A 22,470-nucleotide genomic window follows, 5' to 3' on the forward strand; every position below is an offset into this window, starting at 1 on the left:
AGTTATCGCGTGTAGCGTCAGGGAAACCTGATACTACACGCGATTTTTTATGGAGTTATCCGAAACGTTTGTTCCAACGGCAGGCACGGTTGGCTTGCTGCCTATGCTCACCTATTACAGCCTGATCGTTACGGGGCTGGTCTTTCTGGCGCAGGCCGCTTTCGTGTTTACTACCCGCCCGTTGGTCGAGCCAAAACACCAGGCAGCACACATCCTGAGTGGCGTCATCGCGCTGGTAGCGGGTGTGGCTTATTTCCAGATGCAGGACATCTACCGCGATATGCTGGCTGAACTGGCCACCGTCGTTGACGCCACCGATCGGCAAACCTTAATGCGGGAAGCGTACCCGGCTGTCAGTCAATATCGCTATATGGATTGGGCTATTACCACCCCGCTGTTGCTGTTGACTATGGTGCGGCTACTGAACGTGTCGCTGCGCAGCATCGCCCGGCCGGTTGCGTTGATGCTGGTTGCCGATCTGTTTATGATCGTTACCGGCTACATTGGTGAGCAGCAATTGACGTTTGATCAGGAAGCTATCGTCAGCGCCAAACTTATCTGGGGGGCCGTGTCGACGCTGGGCTATGCCGTTGTCCCCTGGACGTTGTATAAGCTGTACCGACAGTACGGCGCAGTCCCGTCGCTCGACCGATCATTCCGGCTGGTCGCGCTGACAACGATCACGTTCTGGGGCATTTACCCAATTGGCTATATTTTGTCAGCGACCGGTGTCGACACGAATGTCATTCATATCGGCTTTTGCATTGGTGACGTGATTAATAAAACGGGCGTCGCGGCCCTGCTCTTTCTGACAACCCACCGGCGGGAGACAGTCTAACCAACGTTCTCACCGCTGATTTTGCGCGGAACAACCTTGGTCGCCAAACAATTGCTGACCAAGGCTGTTCTAGTTTCCAACTACCATTTTGAACTCAACTATCATGATTAAGAACGAAGAAATCGTTGATGATCTCAACGACCTGGTAAAAATCAACAACGACCGGATTCAGGGTTACGAAAAAGCAATCGAAGACACGAAAGATGCTGATCTGGACGAACTGTTCCGCCATAGCATCATTCAAAGCCAGAAGTTCCGCAGCCAACTGGCCGACCATATTGTCCGGATCGACGGCACCGCCGTGTCTGACGCAACGACGAGCGATCTGTCAAGCAAAATCCACCGCGCCTGGATCGACATCAAGGCAGCCGTTACGGGCAAGGACCGGAGCACCGTACTAAGCTCGGTCGAATACGGCGAAAATGCAGCCGTCGAAGCGTATCAGGATGCCATCGAGAAAGACCACATCCCAGCTTACATCAAAGAAGATCTGCAAGCACAACTCAGCGAATTGAAGGCAACCGCCGACAAAATGAGCACGCTGAAATAGTCAGTGATTGAATGACGGATTGGTTGAATGATTGAATGGTCTGGCAAAGGCGCTCTATTCAATCATTCAACCAATCCGTCATTCAACCGCTTCCTAATTGATAAAAGCAGAGGAGTCAGGCAATTTGCCTGACTCCTCTGCTTTTATCAATTAGGAAGCGGCATATCCTGAAAGTCTTCGTCGGTCAACTTGAGCGTGGCACCCAGCACGTTTTCCTCCAGGTGTTTGACTGACGACGTCCCGGCGATTGGCAGCATAACCGGCGAAGCGGCCAAAAGCCACGCCAGCGCTACCTGATAGTCGGTCGCGCCGTGGCGTTTGGCCACTTTGCTGATAGCTTCTTCGGCACTCAGGTTACCACTTGCCAGCGGATACCACGGAATGAAGGCGATATTCTCCTGCTCGCAGAACTTGAGCACGTCGTTCCACTTTTGCTGGCCGAAGTTGTACATGTTCTGTACCGACACTACCTCAAAATACTGCTGTGCCTGTTTAATCTGGTCGACACCGACTTCCGACAAACCGATATGCCGGATCTTACCCGCTTGCTGGGCTTCCTGCAAAAAGCCGAGGTACTCTTCCGCAGGTACTTTGTCGTCGAAGCGGTGTAACTGATACAAATCGATACGGTCCAGTTTCAGGCGTTTCAAGCTGCCGTCCAGGGCTTCTTCCAGATGTTTCCGGCTGCCATCGACCGGCCACTGATTCGGGCCGGTACGCAGCAAACCGCCTTTGGTGCCAATGACCAGCCCGTCGGGGTAAGGATGCAGGGCTTCGGCAATCAATTCTTCCGATACGTAAGGTCCGTAACTGTCGGCAGTGTCGATGAAATTGATGCCTAGTTCGAGCGCGCGTTTCAGAACCCGAATGGCTTCATCATGGTCTTTGGGTGGCCCCCAGATACCGTCGCCGGTGATACGCATAGCCCCGTAGGCCATCCGGTTGACGGTCAGATCGCCACCCAGCGTAATTGTGCCGGCTTCGAGTGCCGGTTGTTGTGTGTTGGCTTGCATAGGTTTTGTGTACTGTGTTTTCTTCTATGACTAGCCAGCTACCTAAACTGTTCGACAGATCAGGTAGATACATCGATTTATAATCAGTTCGGTATGGTACGGCTAAACGGCTTAGTTACGTATCATTTGTTCTATATAACCTGTTGGTTATGTTAAGTTTATGGTAGGTGTTAAAAAGTAAAATTATTTTCGGTTTGTTCGATAAATGGCAATCTATTTGGGATGTACAGTAGCAGAACGTCTATAAGTGGAAAAAACAGAGACCCATGCGAAAACTACTACTGGCCATCTTACTGCTTGCAGCCCCTCTGTTTACGCACGCACAAACGGAAGAAGTTATTACGCGGGTGTCGGTTACCACCAGCGAAAAGACGGATCAGGACTTCAGACCGTGGCTAAACGATGACGTGAACGACCTGATTCCAAAGGCGTGGCAGGGTAATATGAAGTACATCGAGGTAACGCTCAAACTAGGTAAAACCTGCAAAATCACTCGGTTATCACTCTATGATTACGAGGATGTGTTTATCAATCAGCCGGCTGAGTTATATGCACTAAGCGGTACGCGGAAAACACTGATCGGAAAGTTCGAAGGACGCGATTACATGCGGTGGGTGGAGATGAAGCCTTCGACTCCGCTACAGGCCGATGCAATCGTTGTGCGGAAGTTCGGTAACAATTTTCCGCAGAAAATTAAAGTGTTTGGCATAGCTGTTGCTACGTCGGCGCCGGTTTCGTCAACCCCTGTCGTTACCACACCCCCTGCGTCGACAACAACCGCTACTACTACGCCCGTCGCATCGACAACGGGCGCTACAGCTACACAGTCGCCTAAAATTCCCATCGAAGCTGCGCGCTGGTATCAGGTTAATAATACCACGAACGGACTGGACGGTCTGTTCGATGGTCGGATCGATCAACCCGTCAACACGGGCTGGGGCAAAATTCTGACAAATTACGACGCCTATTACCCGCTGAATCCCGGTGAAACGATGGTTATCGACCGAATCCGGTTCTACGATGGGCAGGGTACGAACGAAGATGCACCATTGACCCTATCAGTCATTACCGACGACTGGAAGCGGGTGCCAATTGCGCAGTTTATTGGTACGCAATACAACGCCTGGGTTGGTCCGAATCCCAGCCAGCAGAGCGATTTCTCCGTTAAGACGACCGTTAGGAATGCCCGCTATCTCGTCATCAACACATCGGGTGCGTATCCAAACGAACTCGAACTGTACGGTAGCTACACCGCTCCGGTCAGTGCGTTGCGTACTGCCGCACGGGTATCGGCTTCGCCCCTGGTGCAGCAGTTTGGCGTGAACGCGTTCGAATGGAATGTCGAAGATGCAGGCTCGCCCTGGCAGGTCGACGAGTCAAGCGTAAAGGCTGTTAAAAACTTCTCCGCAATCCGGCACTACATGGACTGGGAAAAGCTGGAGTCGACGCAGGGCGAGTACACGTTCAACCCAACACTCAGTGGTAGCTGGAACTACGATGCCATCTACGAACGGATGAAGGCAGAAAACGTCGACGTGCTGGCTTGTCTGAAAACCATTCCGAAATGGATGGAGAATACCTACCCCGCCGGGCAGCGTGATTACGAAAATATCCCGACCGTGTACGGCCGTGATCTGAGCGCTCCGGCATCCTATATTGAACAGGCGAAGGTGGCTTTTCAGTACATGGCGCGCTACGGCCACAACAAAAACATTGATCCGTCGCTGGTTAAGGTAAGCTCGGTGAAAACGTGGGCGGGCGTAAACACGGTAAAGATTGGTCTGGGTCTGATTAACTACATTGAGTGCGACAACGAGCGCGACAAAACCTGGAAAGGGCGACAGGCGTATCAGTCGGCTCGGGAGTATGCAGCCAATCTGTCGGCGTTCTACGACGGACACAAAAATACGCTGGGGGCAGGCGTTGGTGCTAAAAACGCCGATCCATCGGTCAAAGTAGTGATCGGGGGGATTGCCTCCTCGTCGACGGACTATCTCCGGGCGATGATCGACTGGTGTAAAGAATTCCGGGGCTACAAGGCCGACGGCTCGGTCAACCTTTGCTGGGATGTCATCAACCAACACCTGTATTCCAACGATGCCAAGTCGTCGCAGAATGGTGGCGGCTCGCGCGGGGCGGCACCGGAACTGTCGGGTACGGGCGAGCAGGCTGCGGCTTTCGTAGCGATTGGCCAACAGTATAACCTGCCGGTCTGGATTACCGAAGCGGGCTACGATCAGAATCAGGGAAGTCCGTTCCGGGCTATGCCAATCGGTACTAAAACCGTCGAGCAGACACAGGCGGACTGGATTCTGCGAACGGCGCTCATGTACAGCCGTGTTGGTATCGACCGCCTGTTTTTCTACCAGATGCACGACGACAACGCGGCTATTCCGGTACAGTTCTATTCGATGGGGCTGATCAATGACAACAAAACCCGCAAGCCCGCTGCTGACTATCTATATCAGGTGAAAAACCTGCTTGGCGCTTACACGTACAAAGAGACGCTGAACACCGATCCGCTTGTCGATCGCTACGAACTGACGAGCAACGGACAGACGCGTCAGGCATACATGCTGGTAGTGCCCGACGAGAAAGGACGCACGGCAACCTATGAACTGTCGGTGGGTACGGGAACGGTGAAGCTGTACACGCCGAAGATTGGCAGCGACGACATGACGGTAACGACGCTGATGCCGGGTAGTACTGGCAAGGTAAAGGTTGCGGTTAGTGAAACGCCGGTCTTCGTGCTGGTAACCCCCGCATCGGGTGCCCGGACGGCTGCCGAGGTAATTGAACCGGCGCTGGGTTCGCTTCAGGTATTTCCGAACCCCACTACCGACTACATCGAACTAACGATTGACAACGCGGATAGCCGCCCCGTAACGGCGCTGCTTTACGACGCATCGACCGGCCGTATCCACAAGCAAACCGCGTTCGAGAAGCCGTCGCAGCAACTGCGGGAGCGAATCGATACAAGCGCGTTGCCAACCGGTCTGTATCTACTGGATGTTCGGCAGGGTGCCGACCGCGCTGTGCGCAAGGTGATTAAGGTACAATAGGCTTGGGGAAGAAAGAGGAAAGACGTAAGAAGAAAGAGGCTGGCGCATTCCAGTCTTTCTTCTTACGTCTTTCCTCTTTCTTCTACACTCACTTCTTCTCGATACCGTCGAGTACCCGGCGGATGACGTTGGCCTGCTGCATGAAATCGAGCGAGGCCGAGACGTCCTGTTCATCGATGACTTTCTTGAACTGCTGGAGAAACTCGATGTAAGCCGTTAACGCATCGGAAACGTTGACGCGGTTCTGATCGAAGATAGGGGCCCACATCTGCGGGGAGCTTTTCGCCAGCCGGACCGTACTGCTGAAACCGGTACTGGCCATGTCGAAAATGGCCCGCTCGTCTTTTTCCTTTTCCAGTACGGTAAGGCCCAGCGCAAAGGCGCTGATATGGCTCAGGTGCGACACGTACGCCAGGTGCAGGTCATGTTCTTTGGGCGTCATGTAGAACAAGCGCATACCGGCATCACGGAACAGACTTTCAACCAGCGCCAGGCTATCCGGCGCACTTTTCTGCCGGTCGCAGATGATCAGGTTTTTGCCGGGGAGCAAGTCGCGGAAGGCGGCACCGGGACCGGAATTTTCCGTGCCAGCCATCGGATGGGCCGCCACGAACTGGCTCCGCCGGGGGTGCGCGTCGGCAATCTCGCAGATCAACCCCTTCGTCGAACCCAGGTCAACGACCGTCGCATTGGGGGGGAGCAGGTCGAGGATGGTCGGCAGCAGGTTCATCAGTACGTTGACGGGTGTCGCCAGCACAACCAGTTCGCTCTGGGCAATGGCTTCGTCCAGCGGTAATACGTCGTCGACGATACCTTTGGCCAGGGCCAGTTGCCCGTTAACAACCGATGTGTCGACGCCGATAAACCGCATCTTGGGGTATTTCTCGCGCAGAATCAGGGCGAATGAACCGCCTAGCAGGCCGATACCAACGATGGAGACTGTCATGCTTGTAAGCGGTTAACGGCTTCTTCGATGCGCTCTTTGGGCACACAGAGGGAGACGCGGATGTAGCGCTCACCCTTGGGTCCGAAAATGAAGCCGGGAGCAATGAAAATATGTTTTTCGTACAGCAGCTGATTGACCAGTGCTTCCGCCGACAGAATGCTATCGGGTAGTTTGGCCCAGATAAACATGCCTTCCTGATCGGTTGCGTAGGTGCAATCAAGCGTATCGAGCAGGGCATGCACCGCGTCGAGCCGCCCCTGATACACGGCGTTGCGGGCACGGTGCCAGTCGTCGGAATTGGCCAGGGCTTCGGTCGCAGCATCCATCAGCGGCTTAAACTGACCGGAGTCGACATTGCTCTTGATCGTCAATACGGCGTCAATGTACGGTTTGGCCGCTGCCAGCCAGCCCATGCGCCAGCCCGCCATGTTGTGCGACTTGCTGAGTGAATTCAGTTCGACGCCCACTTCTTTCGCCCCATCGACCGAGAGCAGACTAATCGGGGCCTTCTTGTTCAGAATCAGGCTGTACGGGTTGTCGTGACACAGCAGAATCTTGTGATCGTGGGCAAAACGAACCGCCTGGTCAAACAATTCTTTCGTCGCCGGTGCCCCCGTCGGCATGTGTGGGTAGTTGAGCCACAGCAGCTTTGTCGGATTAGGCGAACCAACTGGTTGTACGAGTTCGGCCAGTGCTGCCCAGTCGGGTTGCCAGCCTGCGTGTTCGAGCAGCGGATACTCCTGCACCCGTGCCCCGACCATCTGACTGACAGCGCGGTATGCCGGGTAACCCAATTCGGGTACGAGCACGCCGTCGCCTTCGTTCAGAAACGTCAGCGACAGGTGCGTAATACCTTCTTTCGACCCGATCAGCGGCAGTAATTCCGTTTCGGGATCGAGCGTGACACCGTATGTATGGGCATAGAACCGAGCAATGGCCTGTCGTAGCGCGGGGGTACCTTTATAGGATTGATACCCGTGAGCGGTCGGTTGTTGCGCCGACTTGGTCAGCGCATCGAGGGTAGCCTCAGACGGCATCATGTCGGGATTGCCGATGCCGATGTTGATCACGTCGTGGCCCTGTGCCAGCAACTGACGTACTTCAGCCAGCTTCACCGAGAAGTAATACTCCTGTGTTTGATCAGCGCGTTGCGCCAGTGGGATAATCATGCAATCAACTAGTTGCCGGTCAAGGGAGCCGGGCAGATGACGAATTACAAACCTCGGGTGTTGATGAAACCGTAAAATTACGAAGCAGGCGGGGAGTTTGGTCGGTTTCGCGTGGTTGGTTTACGCCTTTCGGGGAATAGTATTGGTTCATGCGATTGAAATAGAGCGCTTTCCGGTTGACCACAGCGTACTGTAAACCAGCTTCCGTAAACAGTAGCTGGTTCTCCGTAAACTGGCCCGTAGTTTGCGGTTTTTTAGTTATTCTCCGGCTTTGGCCGTGTCCTCTCTCATGCGATTACATCTACTTACCGGCTTACTACTCATTGGTTGTCTGTTGTCGGCCGGCAGGCTGTTGGGCCAACGTATTGACCCCGCCACCATCAGCGATCCGGTCTGCCTGGGGGCATCGTTGACTGTGCCATTTACCGTACAGGGTCGGTTTACGGATAGCAACGTCTTTAGTGTGCAACTGCGCAACAGCACGACGGGCGCGGTGATCCTGACGTCGGCAACCGTTACCACCAGCCCGGCTAAACTGCAACTACCGGCTACGCTACCCGGCTTTACCGACGTTAGCCGCTACCAGTATCGTATCGTCAGCACCAGCCCGGCCGCCACCAGCGACTGGCAACGATTCAGCGCCATTCAGTCCCCCGCGTCGGTAACCCTTGTCAGCGGACTGATCCCGCTGGCCAATCCGGGACAACCGTATGAACTACGGACGATCGGGCAAGGGACGGCTCCGATCAGCATTACCCTCAGCGACGGTAGTCAGCACACCCTGACGAACTGCTGCGCCGATGCGTTCGAACAGCGTATTACGATCAATCCACAAACGTCGGGTACGTATACGATCAAGGCAGTTCAAAATAGTTGTGGCACGGGTAAAAGCACCGGTACGGCATCGGTGTCGGTCAATGCAGTATCGTTCAAAACGACATCGGTAACGCCGGCGGTGGTTTGTTCAGACGGAACGATTTCAGTGGCGTATTCGCAGACGGGTGACGCGTTTGGGAGTGGTACGCCCCTTAAAATCCGACTGACGACTAGTAATCCATTTTCGCAAAGCGCCACGGCTGCCGATAAGTACTATGATCTCGATGCCACGCCCGTTGCCGGCGGGCTGAAAGCGGTCGTTCCCGCCAGCGTCACGACCGACGGTGCCGCTACGTACTTCGTGCAGGTGATCGCTGGTTCGCCCGCCGTCAGCAGCGACCCCGGTACCGCTACCGTGCGTGTTTCACCGGGTATTACGGCGCAGATTCTCACGCCCCCGACGACGATCGATGTAGGACAGACGTTACCGCTGCGCGTGGTGCTTAACGGACGAGGACCGGGCGAGGTGGTTCTGAACGATAGTTTGTCGGTACCGATTGGCGATTTCGGAACGGAAACCAACGAAACGACGATCCGGCTGCGGCCCCGGCAAAGCACGATTTTCCGCATCACACGCATTCAGAGTACGTGCGGCATTCAGTCGGTGACGAATACTGTCGGAACAACGATCGGGGTTCGGCCGGGTATTGCGATCGATTCGCTGCCGGGAACGGGCTTTATCCGTGGGCCGGTATGCGAAGGGCAGCCGCTTACCTTACCCATCAGCACCAATAGCACGTTTACGGCCGATACTCAGGTCTTCGTCGAATTTCGCTACGGTACGACGGGCGATGTTATCAAGTTCACCCCCGCCACTATACAGGGTGGAAACAAGCTGGTGTTTACCGTGCCTGAACTGCCTTCCGATACGGTAAACTTCTTTGGTCGGCGGCAGTATGGCATCCGCGTGCTGACGTTGAACCCAACGACGGCCAGTGCCAGCGATCCTAGTTACGTGTTGGCCGTAACGACCAAACCCCGCCCGCTTTTCGCACAGGCCGATCAGCAAACGGTACTTGCCAAACCCGGCGTTGCCACGGTTCGGATTCAGCATGTTGGTGGTGGACCGTATGAACTGAAACTGTCGAACGGTCAGGTACTGACCAGCACCTGTCTCGATTGCGACGACGTCAACGCGACCATCTATGCCAGCCAGAATAAGACGGTGCGGATACTGTATGCGCAGAACGGATGCGGCCGGGTAGATAACCCGGCGTCGGCAACCGCAACGTTCACGGTGCAGAATTCGGCAACTGCCGGTATCGAAATCGATTCGGTTGAACAGAACAAGTGCAATTCCGACAGCATCCGGGTCTTTTTTCACACTACCGGTCTGAGTTCGCAAACCGTAGTCGTGCAGGCGGCTTCGGTAGGCTACGGCGTAGGCGAGGGCTGGACAACGGCACCCGTCGTGGGTGGGGGTAGCGGTAGCCCGGTACGGATCAAGCTGGATGATGTCAGTAAAATCCGCATCAGCGGAAGCGGTCAGGTCAGTAATGAGGTCCGGGTAGATGTCAATAAGAAACCGGTTGCCGAGATCAATTACACCCCCCCCGCAACGGCGTATCTGTTCGGAGCCGAACCCAACACGATTCTGCCGGGAACAGCCGTAACACTCAGTACGATTTATGCATCGGGGCAGGGGCCCTACCGTACGGTGTACACCGACGGTACCACTGATTACATAGCGCCAAACGGTGGTACGATGGTCAGTGTAGTGCCCACGCAGCGGACTACATACCGGCTCAAGTCGATTTCAAACGCCTGTGGAACGGGTACTGTGTCTGGCCCCGGTATTACGTATAATCCGATGCCCTTTGCGATTAAAGTACCCGCCCAACTTACAGATCTCTACTATTATTCGCTCTGCGCCGGTACCAGTCAGACCATTCCGTTTATCACCAGTCCGGCTGCGCCGACGGGCGTTACCTATGCGCTGCAACTGGCCTCGCGTCGGGATTCGGTTTTCTCGGATTTGGCTACTACAGCCGCGTCGCCGTTTGGCGTAACGATACCCGCTTCCCTGACGACTGGTGACTACTACCTGCGGATCATTGCTAAAAATACGGATGCGAGGACAGCGGCTCTGCTCACGCGGATTTCACAGACGCCAACGGTGGTTTTGAGCAGTGTCGCCAGTAGCACCGTAGTTGATGCCGGTAGTGCGCTGTCACTACAACTGACGCTGACGGGGTCGGCGCCCTGGCAGGTGCAGTACAGCGACCTTGCCACGCAGACCGTTACAAGTGCTTCTGCTACCCGCGAGGTTCGACCGACGACAGGGCAGACGTACAGCATTCGTAGCGTTTCGAACGCTTGTGGGTACGGTACAGCATCGGGTAGTGTCAACGTGCAGGTGAAACCACAGCTTCGCGTGGCTGCGAGCGTGACAAAGCCAGTGTGTGTTGGGGGGACCATGCCTGTTTCGCTGACGGCACTCGGCGATTTTACCAGTGCATCGACGGTGCAACTGGCCCTGATTCCGCCGACGGGCAGCGCCGATATTGCGCTGTCGAGCGTACCGGCTACTAGTGGTACGGTGTCGCTTACTGTCCCCAACAGCGTGTCGGCGGGCTCGTACCGACTGCGGGCAACGGCATCGGGTGGACAGACCGAATCGATCAGCAGCGCGTTCGACCTGAGTGCGCCCCCTGTTTATACGCTATCGGGCAGTACGACCGTCAACGCGGGCGGTACCACTTTCCTGACATTGAAAGGCGCAAACATGAATGCCCTGCCGACGACGTATACGCTTTCGGATGGATACCAAGGGAGTTTCTTCACCAGCAGCGGACAGACCAGCATGCGGGTTGATCCCTTGCAAACGACTACCTACACGGTATCATCAATTGCTAACGGATGTGGAACGGGCGTAGCATCCGGCAGTGCTGTCGTAACCGTATTGCCGGCCAGTGATAGAACGATCGACCTGACCGGTATTGGCGATGGCTTTACCTGCTCGGGGTCCACGATAACGGTGCTGTTTCAGACAACGGGTAGCTTTTCGGCGGATAATACATTCACGCTTCAGATCTCCGATTCGACCGGGGCGAATTTCCGAAACATCGCTACCGCTACCGCGATCAATGCCATTCAGGCAACGATTCCGACTGACCTGCCCGCTGGTTATGGGTACCGACTGCGTATCCTGTCGTCGGATGGGTCGATGAGTAATACCATTCCATCGCCGTTTACACTGCGGGCTGGTGGGGCAACGGCAACGTTCAGCGCAGCTTCGTTTACCATACGGCCCGATAACATTGTACCGTTAACGGTAAATTTCACCGGACAGGGCCCCTGGTACTATACGATTCAGAATGGGACTGCGAGCCAGAACTTGCAGACGACAAGCACCCCGGCTATCGTTGAACTGCCCTTCTCCGGAACGACAGCGTTTACGCTGACAACGGTGAGTAACGGCTGCGGTCTCGGCAAGATCGGTGCTATACCCACAGCGCAGGCCTTGATTATCACCGCTGAAGAACCGCTGCTGACACCCAGTATCAACATTTATCCGAATCCCACCGTCGATCGTGTGCAGGTCGACCTGACCAACTGGACAGGTGGTCCGGCCCGGCTGGAACTGATCGACGCGACGGGGCAACGATTGAGCGAACAGACGATCACGGGTGCGTCGGGTGAAGTTTGGCTGAACAAGTGGCCGGGTCGCCTGTTTTTCTTACGAATCAGCAGCACTCGTACCGATTTTCGGGCTACCTACCGGATCGTGCGGCAAGAACGCTGATGTCAATTTTGGTGATTCACATATGAGCAGCCCGTCTGCTTTCGTTCTGTAAGGGCTTGTTTATGCCTTATCTGTACCAACCGTTCTAATGAGAAACTGGCTTATTGCGTTTGTTGCGTTTTGCTGTCTCACAGCTTGTCAGCGCCCCGTTGCTTATTTTCAACGAACGGCTCATGTCCCCGCTGCCCGCCTAAATAAATCAATTGAAGCGATACCAATGCCCGCCGTTGAAGCTGTAGCCGAACCGGTCGTGCCGGTAGAGAACCTACCGGAATCTGCCGACGTATTGGTCGCGTCGACAACCCAGCGGCTGGTCGGCGAAAATGCACAGCAGGTCAGACAGCACACGCAGCGGATAAGCCGCTTCCTGACGAATTCGGTGACTACTGAAGCCCAGGTGGTCGGTCAGCAGCAGCCGAAACCGAAGCCAAAACCCAAGATGCGACTGGGTAACAAGATTCGTGACGCACTGGGTATGCCGTTGCGGCAAGAACTGAACTGGTGGCAGCGTATCAGCTGGAAGCTGAAAGCATCGGTGATCATCATCCTGGTGGCCGTGCTATTTGCGATCTTCCACATCACCATTCTGGCCATAATCTTCGGCATCGTAGCCGCCTTCCTGCTCATCAGCGGATTGCGTCGCTCGTTCAAAGTCCGTCGGCCGTGGTTTTAAATATGGTTTACGGTTTTCAGTACACAGTTTACGGTTGACTTACGTGCGCAATCGTCGGTAGTCAAACTAAGAACGACAAAAGACCACTTGCAAACCGTAAACTGACTACCGAAAACCGTACACCGACACTAGTCCGGCTGTGAGGGAAGCTGTTCGGCGTCGTTGCTCTTGCGGATGATGCGGAAGATAACGGACAGCACCAGGTTATTTTTTCCTGCCGATACGATCGGTGTAAACTGATTCTGCGTGAACGATGCTGCGCTGTAGTTCGTCTGATTGACCCAGCCAACCTGCGCAACCCAACGCGGACTAAACTGATACCCAAGCCCGCCGTACAAACGGTTTCGCTCAAATACAGGCCCTTTGGGGTTTAGGAAAATCTCGTCATAGACCGACGCGAACACAGTACCCGTGCCAATTTTGGGACTGTTAAGGGGAATAAACAGGTTCAGTCGGTACCGGAAACGATTGCGGAATTCGGTTGTATTCCCCCGGAAGTCGAACCACCGCTGTTCCAGTCGGTAGCGATGTTCGAACCGAATCCGGTCTAGGTACTGATTCAGCACCAACTGTTCCCAGACGCGCTTTTCCACGTTCAGCGGCCCCGTCGATAGGTCCTGATAGTCGTTCGTCTGGTAACGACCAGCGGCCGCCATTACCTGCACGTTGCGGTCGAGATCATAGCTGATACCGCCTTTTAACTCGTTGTAGAAATACTGGTTGAATACACCGTTGGAACGGGCCTGCACTTCGACGTAACCACCCCATCGGGTGCTGGGTGACGCGGGCATCAGGACGGTACCGATAAACCAGGTCCCCCACGTATTGGTCGGTTGTGAAACAGTCTGTGCAAAGGCTACAGACGAAGAAACTAAACTGATTAGCAGAAGCCAGAGACGGCGGGTGTCGAACATACCCGCAAAAATACATCCCGACTCGTACACATAGTAGCATATAGCCCAGACCTAGAGCCACGCGGTGGCCGGTCTGGGCTACACTTCTCTAGGATATACTACACTATGCTTTCAGATCGATTTTGCGACCGGTTTCGGCGGCCTGGTAGATCGCCTGTAGCAGTTTGACGTCGCGCATACCTTCGGCCCCCGTAATATGATCGGGGAGGGTCTTGTTCTGGAGCAGTACCTCGCAGACACCGTCCATGTGCATCGCCTGGTGATTGACAATGGGTTTCTCGATGGGGCCTTTACTGGTACGGCCTTTCAGCGGACCGTAGCCAAAGGCAGGCGACAGTTCGAACCAGCCGTCCTGACAACTGGCGTAAAGCCGCTCGACACCGGCTGTGTAGCTGGTCGTTGAATTGCTGACGGCACCGCTCGGAAACTGAAACTGCCAGAACAACGTCTCTTCGACGTCTTTGAATTTTTGGGGTTCGGTCTTCGGGCCAAACTGGGCGGTTACCGAAATGGGTTCTTCACCCGTGACGTACCGTGCGCCCTGCACGGCGTAGATGCCCACGTCCATCAGCGGACCACCGCCGGCCAGTGCCTTTTTCATCCTCCATTGACCCGGATCGCCAATGCGGAACCCGTCGCTCGACTCGACAAACTTGATCGGGCCGAACACTTTCTGCTGACCCAGCCGCATGGCTTCCTGCGTGAATGGTTCGTAGTGAAGCCGGTAACCGACGGCCAACTGCTTATTCGCTTTCTTGCAGGCGTCGATCATTTCCTGGCATTCCTGCGGCATAATCGCCATCGGTTTTTCGCAGATCACGTGCTTGCCCGCCTGAGCCGCCCGCACAACGTATTCACGGTGCATCGAGTTAGGTAATACCACATACACTACGTCGATGTCTTTATTGTCGGCGATACGGTCGAACGTTTTGTAGTCGTAGACGTTGGCTTTCGGGATGTCGTATTTTTTCATCCACTCCTCGGCTTTCGCCGGAGTACCCGTGACAATACCTGCCAGTCGGCAGTTCTTTGTCTGCTGGAGTGCCGGTGCCAGTTGATTCTTGCTGTAGCTACCCAGGCCGACCAGTGCGATACCTAGTTTACGACCGGGTTGCGCTGTGGGTAACGGATTACCAAAAGCATCCGTTAGTGAAGGGAGTGTTAAGGCCGATGCACCTACGCCCGCCAGAAACTGACGACGGGAGAAAGTAGAAAGTTGAGTCATGGTATACGGGGTCTAGCCGGAGTCAGGTAAAACTACAAAGGCCTGCCGACTAAAAAACCTACTAACCTGGGTCGGTTAATAGGTTTTCAATGGGTCGGAGGTATGCTATGGTAACGATCGCTCCTACCTAACGAGTAGGGGTTGGGGTGCCAACTAAACGATACCAATCTGTACCTCTGTAACACACTGCGCTGGCTGTTCCAGATCAGCTACGATGTGCACCTCCCGCACGACAGTGCCTTCCGAATAGCCATCACGGTAAAACTGGGAAAATAACTGATCATACACGGCCGGCATGTCGCTCCAGGCCCCCGTGTGCGCGTGGCTTACACATGAAAACGCAGGTAGTTCGTTATATACAAACGTCTCTGACGGCGGACCGGCATGCTGAATGGGCAGGACCACATCCAGTTGAAATTCCTGATTGTCGTCGCCCGATGCGCCGATATAATGCCATTGTGATGGTCCCGTGATTGTCAGCCCAAGCCGGGCAGCTTCGGCGTACAACGACTGCATAACGGGCACGCATTCGTTGAGCCGTTTGAGCGTAACGCGTACACTGCTGACAATGGCGAGGAAAGGCGGAACGGTTTTGAGGGCGAGGATAATCGACGGGCTTTGTGCTTCAGTTGTCATCGTTGTAGGAATTTAGTGTGCCCTACAAAGGTCTGAGCGACTACTGACAGCCTTATGTCAGTATGGTTTGTCAAGCGCAATAAATAAGCTAGCCCTACACCATTGGCAGTTCGTAGTGCTCGACCATTTCCTGAATGTAATGCCGCATAATCTCGTTCAGCTCAGTTGGATGCTCGACGCGAATGGAATTGCCGTACATCAGCAGCCAGCGACCCAGTGTTTTCAGGCATTGCGTCAGGAACGTCATACGTACTCCGTCCAGCGTTTCTTCCTGCGAAATGAAGCCAAACGAATACCGCTCATCGTGCGTAAACCGGGCCATTTTGCGGCTGAACGTGATGACTACTTCCTGTAAGTCCTGCTCCTGCTTCAGCCGGTCCAGATAACCCTGCAAGGTCAGCCGCGACTGCCGGGGAAAAGGCTCACTTAGCTCTGCCAGCTGTTGAATCCGATCGACGCGAAAATCACGGTAGTCGTCGCGGAGCCGACAGTAAGCAATCAGGTGCCAGCCGATACCGTAGTGACACAGGCCGATGGGTTCGATGGTGCGCTGCGTCTGACTATCGTTGTAACCCGCCCGATACACAATTGTCAGGCGGTGGCCCCGTACCAGCGCCCCTTGAATGGCGTACAGCAGTTGATCGGAGTAGGGCTGTGGACGTGTTGGGTTTAGGATTTCAATCTGACCGGCCAGCTCATCCAGATGGTCCTTCTCTGACCGCGACAATACCGCTTTGATCTTATACAGTGCCGACTCGTAGGGCGTCCGTAACGATTCATCGGCCATTTGTGCGAGTAGCTTGCCGCCAACCTGTAGCGCGCTGGCTTCCGCGTTGGTAAACATCACCGGGGGCAGGTGGTAATCCGTCAGGAAATAACCAATGCCCGCTTCGGCACCGATGGGAACGCCCGCTTCCTCCAGCGCCCGAATGTCCCGGTAAATCGTCCGCAGGCTCAGGTCAAACCGGTCGGCCAGTTCCTGCGCTTTCACGACCCGTTTCGTTTGCAGGTGAATCAGAATGGCGGTCAACCGGTCGATGCGATTCATGGGTGGAGAGGAGGTTGTTTATCGCGCAAGTTAAGGACTTCTACCACCCTGGAACCAACTTTACACCCTTATAACTTTACAGCGCTGCTACTTTTCAAAACAACAAAGGCGGCTCTGAGTCAGAACCGCCTTTGCACCTTTTCGTTGTTGATGGATTACTAGCTATATCCACCCGACCCTCCTTAAAAAATGTATTTATTCTCCGCGATCATGGCGTCAGCGATGGTCCGGCGCGCATCCTTGAGGTTCAGCGGTTCTATTTTGGTGAAGCGTTTCATTCCCATCAGCATACCACGCAACTCGTCGCCCTCGGCAAACGACGTGACCGCCTGACGGCCAACGTTGTTGATTTTCTCGACGGCTTCGTGCAGGTACACCAGTGCGATCTGCTTTTGCAGCTTCATCGCTTCGTCACCCCTGACGCCGATCAGCTTCTCAACGCGCAGTAGCACTGATTCGGCCGCGTAGATTTCGATGACCATGTCGGCGATGTTCATCAGAATCTCCTGCTCGTTCGAGAGGGTCATCATGAACTTCTGCACGGCGGCACCGGCGACCATGAGCGCGGCTTTTTTCAGGTTCTTCAGCACCTTCTTCTCGGCGACGAACAGGCCTTCTTCCTCTTCCGTGTTGAAGTCAGGAATCGACATGATTTCCTTGGCCACGCCCATTGCCGGACCCATCAGGTCGAGCTCGCCTTTCATCGCCCGCTTCAGCAGCATGTCGACGACAAGCATCCGGTTGATCTCGTTGGTACCTTCGAAAATCCGGTTGATCCGTGCATCGCGGTAAGCGCGGTCCATGGGTGCGTCGGCTGAATAGCCCATCCCGCCATAGACCTGTACGCCTTCATCGACCACGTAATCGAGCGCTTCCGAACCATGCACTTTCATGATGGCACACTCAATGGCGAACTGTTCCAGCGCCTGTAGCTTGGCAGTAACGTCGTTGATTCCCTGACTTTTCAGGTCCTCGATCATGTCGTCGATGTTCTGACCCGCGCGGTAGCTGGCCGATTCCGACGCGTAGACTTTAACGGCCATTTCGGCCAGTTTGTGCTTAATCGCGCCAAACTGGGCAATTGGCGTTTTGAATTGCTTCCGCTCGTTGGCGTAGTTGACGGCGTTGTTGATTACTTCCTTGCTGCCGCCTACCGCAGCAACACCCAGTTTGATACGGCCAATGTTGAGGATGTTGACGGCGATCTTGAAACCATTGCCCCGATCAGACAGCAGGTTGTCAACAGGCACTTTCACATCGTTGAAGAAAATCTGTCGTGTGTCCGAACCTTTGATCCCCATTTTGTGCTCGGGCTCGTTCATCGTGATTCCATCGAATCCTTTTTCCAGGATGAAGGCCGACAGGTTCTTGTCGACCTGACCGTTTTCCTCGATCTTGGCGAACACGATAAACACATCGGCGAAACCACCGTTGGTGATCCACATTTTCTGCCCGTTGAGCACATAGTGTTTGCCGTCTTCCGACAGCTTCGCTCGGCTCTTGCCCGAGTTGGCATCCGAACCAGAGTCCGGCTCAGTCAGGCAATAGGCGGCTTTCCACTCACCGGTTGCCAGCTTGGGCAGGTATTTGGCTTTCTGCTCATCGTTGCCGTAGTACACAATCGGCAGCGTACCGATACCGGTATGCGCTGAGAGCGCAACGGAAAATGAATGGCCTGCACCCGTTACTTCAGCGACCAGCATCGAGGTGTTGAAACTCATGCCGAAGCCGCCGTATTCTTCGGGTACGCCCGTACCGAGCAGACCCAGTTCACCGGCTTTGTCCATCAGCGACGAGATCAACTCGGGCGACTTCGCCTTGTCGATTTCATCGAGTCGTGGCCATATTTCGCGTTCCAGAAATTCACGGCAGGTAGCCGCAATCATCTGTTGCTCTTCAGAAAACTCTTCGGGTATAAAAACCTGCGCTGCGCTGGTTTCTTTAATGAGGAATTCGCCCCCTTTAATGGATGCTTTCGGTTCGGTCGCAATCATGACGTTGCAGTTTGTTATGCTTGCATACTAATTTGTACAAAGAACGAAGAATATAGATTAGTATGCAAGCATACTAATAACAATTTTTTCTCCATAAAATGCATGCTCGTGTTGTGTTCGCTGTAAACCGAAAAGATGGCTAACAATTTGCTTTTGACGATAGATTATAGGCGACGCAAGCCCCGCGCCTTTAGCGGACGTCGCGCGGGCCGGGGATAGGAGCCGAACGCACGAATCCTATTTTGTTTTTGCAATAGATTTTTTATTTGTGTCAAGTTGAGCATCTTTCAATTATGATTAAAGCATACAAATACGAGTTGGCTCCAACACCCGAACAGGCTAATCACCTGAACCGGATAATGGGTTCATGTCGGTTTGTGTATAATTTAGCCTTAGATACGAAGATTCACGCTTACACAAAAGGCGTGTCCGTTAACTGTTTTGAATTAATGAAGCAGTTGACCGACCTGAAAGCTGAGTACGACTGGCTGTATGAGTCTCCGACTCACGCCCTGCAACACGCTATTTCCAATCTGGATAACGCATTCACCAACTTTTTCAAAGGCAGGGCTAAATTTCCCCGTTTCAAATCCAAGAAGCATAAACAATCATTTCATATTCCGCAAGGGGTAAAGGTTGATTGGGAAAAAGGAAGTGTGTTTTTGCCTAAACTCAAGTGGGTGAAGCTAATTGTTTCGCGCCAGTTCGTGGGCAGTATTCGTAATGCCACTGTCAGCAAGACGCCAACCGGGAAGTTCTTGGTCTCAGTACTGGTTGAGACGGGCGCAGACGTACCAGCGAAGCGACCAATGTCGCATGAGACGGCAGTAGGCGTGGACGTTGGACTCAAGACCTTTGCGACGCTCTCAGACGGCACTAGCATCGCTAACCCTAAACTGCTGTTCCACTCGTTGAAGCGGTTACGGGTCGAGCAACGGACGCTCAAACGTCGGTCTAAGAAAGGCGCAAAGGCGCAAAGCAAGGGCTACCATAAACAAAGACTTGTCGTTGCGAAACTGCATGAGAAAGTAAGTAATCAACGTAAGGATTTTCTACACAAAGCATCGACTGCGATAGTCAAGGAGTATGATACGATTGTGCTGGAAGATTTGAACGTGGCGGGTATGGTGAAGAACCGTCATTTGAGCCGGGCCATCAGCGATGTAGGCTGGGGGATGTTTGAGGGCTTTATCCGTTACAAATGTGAGTGGCACGGGAAGCACTTTGAGCAGATCGGTCGGTTTGAACCAAGTTCTAAAATCTGTTCTACGTGCGGCCATCAAAAAGGCGAATTGAGTTTAACCGAACGGGAATGGACGTGTATTAAGTGTGAAACTAAACACGATAGAGACCAAAACGCGGCTATCAATATCCGAAACTTTGGCCTATCAAAGACTTTCCGGTTGGGGACTCAGCCGTTGCGAGTTAAGACGGGGCAGTAGCCCGAATCTTTCGCAAGAATCCCCCTGCTTTAGCGGGGGGAGTAGTCAATAGATCGGCATTTTAACAGCCTGTGATCGTATTATCAAAATACACGATAACGGGCACATTCCGACAGGCGGCATCGGACGATGCGTGAATAATTGATATTTTTGGCGATTCAGGCCGTTGGCCTAATCAGATAACTGAGTAAGAATGAAACGAACTAGCTGGAAACAACTGGTATTTGGCTGCCTGCTAGTCGTGCGTTGGTTCGCGGCCGATGGACAGACGGTGCCGCAGGTTTCATTTGACGTCGAGTTCGCGGGGGTGACGGTACATATCAACGAAGCTGCCCGGACACTGATTCAGCAGGAAATCAACACCATGTATGCGGATCGGCCTGCGTTGCTGCGCGATCTGGAAGCACTGCGGCAACTGACCCCCCTGCTCGAAGCCCGTCTTGCCGACGATAAATTACCCATCGACTTCCGCTACGTATCCCTGCCGTTCAGTACTACATCCGACGTTGGTTACTGGGGGCTGACCATCGATGAGGCTGGTAAGTTAAAGCTACGAATCGACCCATCGGTTGATGAGCGGCTGCATCCGATTCTGTCGACCGACGCGGTCGTAGACCGGCTGTCGGAGTTACAACTTCAGTCGGGAAACTATGCGCAGACCCTGTTGTACTATTTACAGGGTGTATCGCCAGCCGATCGCAAACCGGGCAGCCGATACGCGACCTACCTGCTGCTGACGGAGAAAAATCCGCCCTTATTGTGGAAAATCCTGGCCCGTAAGTTCGTCGTCGAGCGTGAAGAGCCAACCTTTCGGCCGGGACAGCTCTATGTGCTGTTCGATTACCCCAACGGTAGTGGCCAAACCATTGCATCCATCGCCCGGCAGCTCGGGCTTGACGAAGATCGCTTTGAACCGTTCAACCAATGGCTGAAGACAACGGTTATTCCAACCGAAAAACGATACCCGGTTCTGGTGCGGGTTACTGCCGAGGAGTTTCCACAGGTAAGAAGTTTGTCGCAGGGAAAGGCTCAGGCAGGCAATAAGCAACCGGCCGATGTGGGCTTCCCGGTTCTGGTGAAGAAACCGCTGGCACCCACAAGTCTGTACGGCCAGGCCGTGTACTACACCATCAACGGCTTACCGGGGATTCAGGCGCAATCCTGTGACAACGTGATTACGCTGGCTTATTACGGAAGAAAACCGGTGGAACGGTTTATTGCCGATAACGACCTTACTGCACAAGACGTTATTCTGCCAGGGCAGATTTATTACCTGGCGCGAAAAGCCAAACGGGCGAAGGTACCGTTTCACGTCGTGCAGCGTGGGCAGACCTTGCGTGAGGTGGCTAATATGTACGGTGTTCGGCTGAAATCATTGCTGAAATTCAATCGTATTCCGGCCAATCAGCGCGTGCAGACCGGGCGTATCGTCTGGCTGCAGCGAAAGCGCCCGGCCCGCCGACCCGTCGAATACCAACAGCTCCCCGAAACACCCCGCCAATACGATACACCGGCCGACGAACCAGTTGCTGTGACACGACCGGTCACGCCTGCGCCTGATACGCTTACCAAGCGAACCGTCATTATCAATCCGGCTCCGTCAGTTGCCCGTTCAACAACGGCTGCTGCACCAGTTCGAGTTAGCTCAGCCCCTGCGTCGACTGTTCGCGCCGGGCAAGTGACCGGGCCAGTAAGACGGACTGCCCCATCTCCGACACCGGGCAAATCCATAGAAACCAGTACGCAACGCCCGACAAAACTATCGCCGAACGAGCCGTCAACCGCTACTGCTGCTCCCGTTCAGCCCGACACGGCGCGGGCTGAACCTCGGGAAATCGTTCGCCTGCACATTGTTAAGGCGGGACAGACCTATTCGTCTATTGCCCGTCAGTACGGTGTAGCGGTGGGTCAGCTGTATGCCTGGAACAATCTGTCGGAACGCTACCCATTGGAAGCTGGTCAGGAAATCATTGTCGGTGTCGTGAAAGTACCCGCTTCCATTGTCGCGCGCCCGGCCACCCGGCAATCGGCAAAACCTACCTTCGTCGCCGAGCCAAAACCAACGGTAGTAACGACAGCGCCAGTAACGACAGCATCGTCGTCGCCGGCCCCAGCCCCAACTGCGGATACAAAAGTTTATTACCACGTCGTGCAGCCCGGACAGACAGCCTACCGGATTGCGCTGATCAACAAGGTACCCGTCAATGAGTTGGCACGCTGGAATAATCTAAAAAACTACACCATCGAAGTGGGGCAGCGGCTGATCATCCGTAAGAAATGAGTGCCATCGCGTTAAAAAAGGGGCGGGCTACCAGCACTGGTAGCCCGCCCCTTTTTTG

General features: G+C 54.3%; 15 protein-coding genes. 7 read left to right on the forward strand and 8 right to left on the reverse strand.

Going from position 1 to position 22,470, the window contains the following annotated elements:
• The first annotated feature begins 49 nt into the window (after positions 1-49).
• Complete coding sequence (locus tag CLV58_RS06955; RefSeq protein WP_106137073.1) at positions 50-838, forward strand: bacteriorhodopsin; 789 nt, start codon at positions 50-52, stop codon at positions 836-838.
• A gap of 103 nt (positions 839-941) precedes the next feature.
• Entirely contained in the window at positions 942-1,388 is a 447-nt protein-coding gene (locus CLV58_RS06960; protein WP_106137074.1) for a ferritin-like domain-containing protein, read from the forward strand.
• Between the two features lie 146 nt (positions 1,389-1,534).
• On the opposite strand, the gene CLV58_RS06965 is transcribed toward CLV58_RS06960, so the two are convergent.
• Positions 1,535-2,401 carry an aldo/keto reductase gene (locus CLV58_RS06965; RefSeq protein ID WP_106137075.1) on the reverse strand — a complete coding sequence of 289 codons (867 nt, stop codon included), beginning with the start codon at positions 2,399-2,401 and terminating at the stop codon, positions 1,535-1,537.
• A gap of 266 nt (positions 2,402-2,667) precedes the next feature.
• Between CLV58_RS06965 and CLV58_RS06970 the strand changes: the two genes are divergently transcribed.
• On the forward strand, positions 2,668-5,463 hold the full coding sequence (locus tag CLV58_RS06970; RefSeq protein ID WP_245882245.1) for a T9SS type A sorting domain-containing protein: 2,796 nt from the start codon (positions 2,668-2,670) through the stop codon (positions 5,461-5,463).
• An 88-nt stretch (positions 5,464-5,551) separates the two neighbouring features.
• Here CLV58_RS06970 and CLV58_RS06975 read toward each other — a convergent pair whose 3' ends face one another.
• Together CLV58_RS06975 and CLV58_RS06980 are read right to left on the reverse strand one after the other, a co-directional pair.
• Complete coding sequence (locus CLV58_RS06975) at positions 5,552-6,409, reverse strand: prephenate dehydrogenase (RefSeq protein WP_106137076.1); 858 nt, start codon at positions 6,407-6,409, stop codon at positions 5,552-5,554.
• Positions 6,406-7,578: a pyridoxal phosphate-dependent aminotransferase gene (locus CLV58_RS06980; protein WP_106137077.1), complete on the reverse strand. Its 1,173-nt coding sequence runs from the start codon at positions 7,576-7,578 to the stop codon at positions 6,406-6,408. The genes CLV58_RS06975 and CLV58_RS06980 overlap by 4 nt, the downstream gene beginning before the upstream one ends.
• 289 nt (positions 7,579-7,867) lie before the next feature.
• Here CLV58_RS06980 and CLV58_RS06985 point away from each other — a divergent pair, with 289 nt between their 5' ends.
• Together CLV58_RS06985 and CLV58_RS06990 are read left to right on the forward strand one after the other, a co-directional pair.
• Positions 7,868-12,199, forward strand: a complete 4,332-nt coding sequence (locus CLV58_RS06985; RefSeq protein ID WP_146141381.1) for a T9SS type A sorting domain-containing protein — start codon at positions 7,868-7,870, stop codon at positions 12,197-12,199.
• A 217-nt stretch (positions 12,200-12,416) separates the two neighbouring features.
• Positions 12,417-12,872, forward strand: a complete 456-nt coding sequence (locus CLV58_RS06990; RefSeq protein ID WP_245882246.1) for a hypothetical protein — start codon at positions 12,417-12,419, stop codon at positions 12,870-12,872.
• Positions 12,873-13,000: 128 nt separating this feature from the next.
• On the opposite strand, the gene CLV58_RS06995 is transcribed toward CLV58_RS06990, so the two are convergent.
• From CLV58_RS06995 to CLV58_RS07015, 5 genes are all read right to left on the reverse strand, one after another.
• Positions 13,001-13,786, reverse strand: coding sequence for a DUF2490 domain-containing protein (locus CLV58_RS06995; protein ID WP_106137080.1), 786 nt, complete (start codon positions 13,784-13,786; stop codon positions 13,001-13,003).
• 103 nt (positions 13,787-13,889) lie between these two features.
• Positions 13,890-15,011 carry a Gfo/Idh/MocA family protein gene (locus tag CLV58_RS07000; protein ID WP_106137081.1) on the reverse strand — a complete coding sequence of 374 codons (1,122 nt, stop codon included), beginning with the start codon at positions 15,009-15,011 and terminating at the stop codon, positions 13,890-13,892.
• Between the two features lie 153 nt (positions 15,012-15,164).
• Positions 15,165-15,647, reverse strand: coding sequence for a GyrI-like domain-containing protein (locus CLV58_RS07005; protein ID WP_106137082.1), 483 nt, complete (start codon positions 15,645-15,647; stop codon positions 15,165-15,167).
• A 94-nt stretch (positions 15,648-15,741) separates the two neighbouring features.
• Positions 15,742-16,695 (reverse strand): helix-turn-helix transcriptional regulator, encoded by a 954-nt coding sequence (locus CLV58_RS07010; RefSeq protein ID WP_106137083.1) that lies wholly within the window; start codon positions 16,693-16,695, stop codon positions 15,742-15,744.
• A 182-nt stretch (positions 16,696-16,877) separates the two neighbouring features.
• On the reverse strand, positions 16,878-18,689 hold the full coding sequence (locus tag CLV58_RS07015; RefSeq protein ID WP_106137084.1) for an acyl-CoA dehydrogenase family protein: 1,812 nt from the start codon (positions 18,687-18,689) through the stop codon (positions 16,878-16,880).
• Positions 18,690-18,982: 293 nt separating this feature from the next.
• On the opposite strand from CLV58_RS07015, the gene CLV58_RS07020 reads away from it, so the two are divergent.
• Positions 18,983-20,131: an RNA-guided endonuclease TnpB family protein gene (locus tag CLV58_RS07020; protein ID WP_106137085.1), complete on the forward strand. Its 1,149-nt coding sequence runs from the start codon at positions 18,983-18,985 to the stop codon at positions 20,129-20,131.
• Between the two features lie 193 nt (positions 20,132-20,324).
• Positions 20,325-22,412: a LysM peptidoglycan-binding domain-containing protein gene (locus CLV58_RS07025; protein WP_106137086.1), complete on the forward strand. Its 2,088-nt coding sequence runs from the start codon at positions 20,325-20,327 to the stop codon at positions 22,410-22,412.
• Positions 22,413-22,470 lie beyond the last annotated feature (58 nt).

Source organism: Spirosoma oryzae (assembly GCF_003002825.1).
Lineage (GTDB): Bacteria > Bacteroidota > Bacteroidia > Cytophagales > Spirosomataceae > Spirosoma > Spirosoma oryzae.

Excerpts from the sequence above, each read along its gene's own strand:
- CLV58_RS06965 (WP_106137075.1), bottom strand. The coding sequence starts at position 2,401 with ATGCAAGCCAACACACAACAACCGGCACTCGAAGCCGGCACAATTACG.
- CLV58_RS06995 (WP_106137080.1), bottom strand. The coding sequence starts at position 13,786 with ATGTTCGACACCCGCCGTCTCTGGCTTCTGCTAATCAGTTTAGTTTCT.
- CLV58_RS06985 (WP_146141381.1), top strand. The coding sequence starts at position 7,868 with ATGCGATTACATCTACTTACCGGCTTACTACTCATTGGTTGTCTGTTG.
- CLV58_RS06990 (WP_245882246.1), top strand. The coding sequence starts at position 12,417 with ATGCCCGCCGTTGAAGCTGTAGCCGAACCGGTCGTGCCGGTAGAGAAC.
- CLV58_RS07005 (WP_106137082.1), bottom strand. The coding sequence starts at position 15,647 with ATGACAACTGAAGCACAAAGCCCGTCGATTATCCTCGCCCTCAAAACC.
- CLV58_RS07025 (WP_106137086.1), top strand. The coding sequence starts at position 20,325 with ATGAAACGAACTAGCTGGAAACAACTGGTATTTGGCTGCCTGCTAGTC.
- CLV58_RS06960 (WP_106137074.1), top strand. The coding sequence starts at position 942 with ATGATTAAGAACGAAGAAATCGTTGATGATCTCAACGACCTGGTAAAA.
- CLV58_RS07015 (WP_106137084.1), bottom strand. The coding sequence starts at position 18,689 with ATGATTGCGACCGAACCGAAAGCATCCATTAAAGGGGGCGAATTCCTC.
- CLV58_RS07010 (WP_106137083.1), bottom strand. The coding sequence starts at position 16,695 with ATGAATCGCATCGACCGGTTGACCGCCATTCTGATTCACCTGCAAACG.
- CLV58_RS06970 (WP_245882245.1), top strand. The coding sequence starts at position 2,668 with ATGCGAAAACTACTACTGGCCATCTTACTGCTTGCAGCCCCTCTGTTT.
- CLV58_RS07020 (WP_106137085.1), top strand. The coding sequence starts at position 18,983 with ATGATTAAAGCATACAAATACGAGTTGGCTCCAACACCCGAACAGGCT.
- CLV58_RS07000 (WP_106137081.1), bottom strand. The coding sequence starts at position 15,011 with ATGACTCAACTTTCTACTTTCTCCCGTCGTCAGTTTCTGGCGGGCGTA.
- CLV58_RS06975 (WP_106137076.1), bottom strand. The coding sequence starts at position 6,409 with ATGACAGTCTCCATCGTTGGTATCGGCCTGCTAGGCGGTTCATTCGCC.
- CLV58_RS06955 (WP_106137073.1), top strand. The coding sequence starts at position 50 with ATGGAGTTATCCGAAACGTTTGTTCCAACGGCAGGCACGGTTGGCTTG.
- CLV58_RS06980 (WP_106137077.1), bottom strand. The coding sequence starts at position 7,578 with ATGATTATCCCACTGGCGCAACGCGCTGATCAAACACAGGAGTATTAC.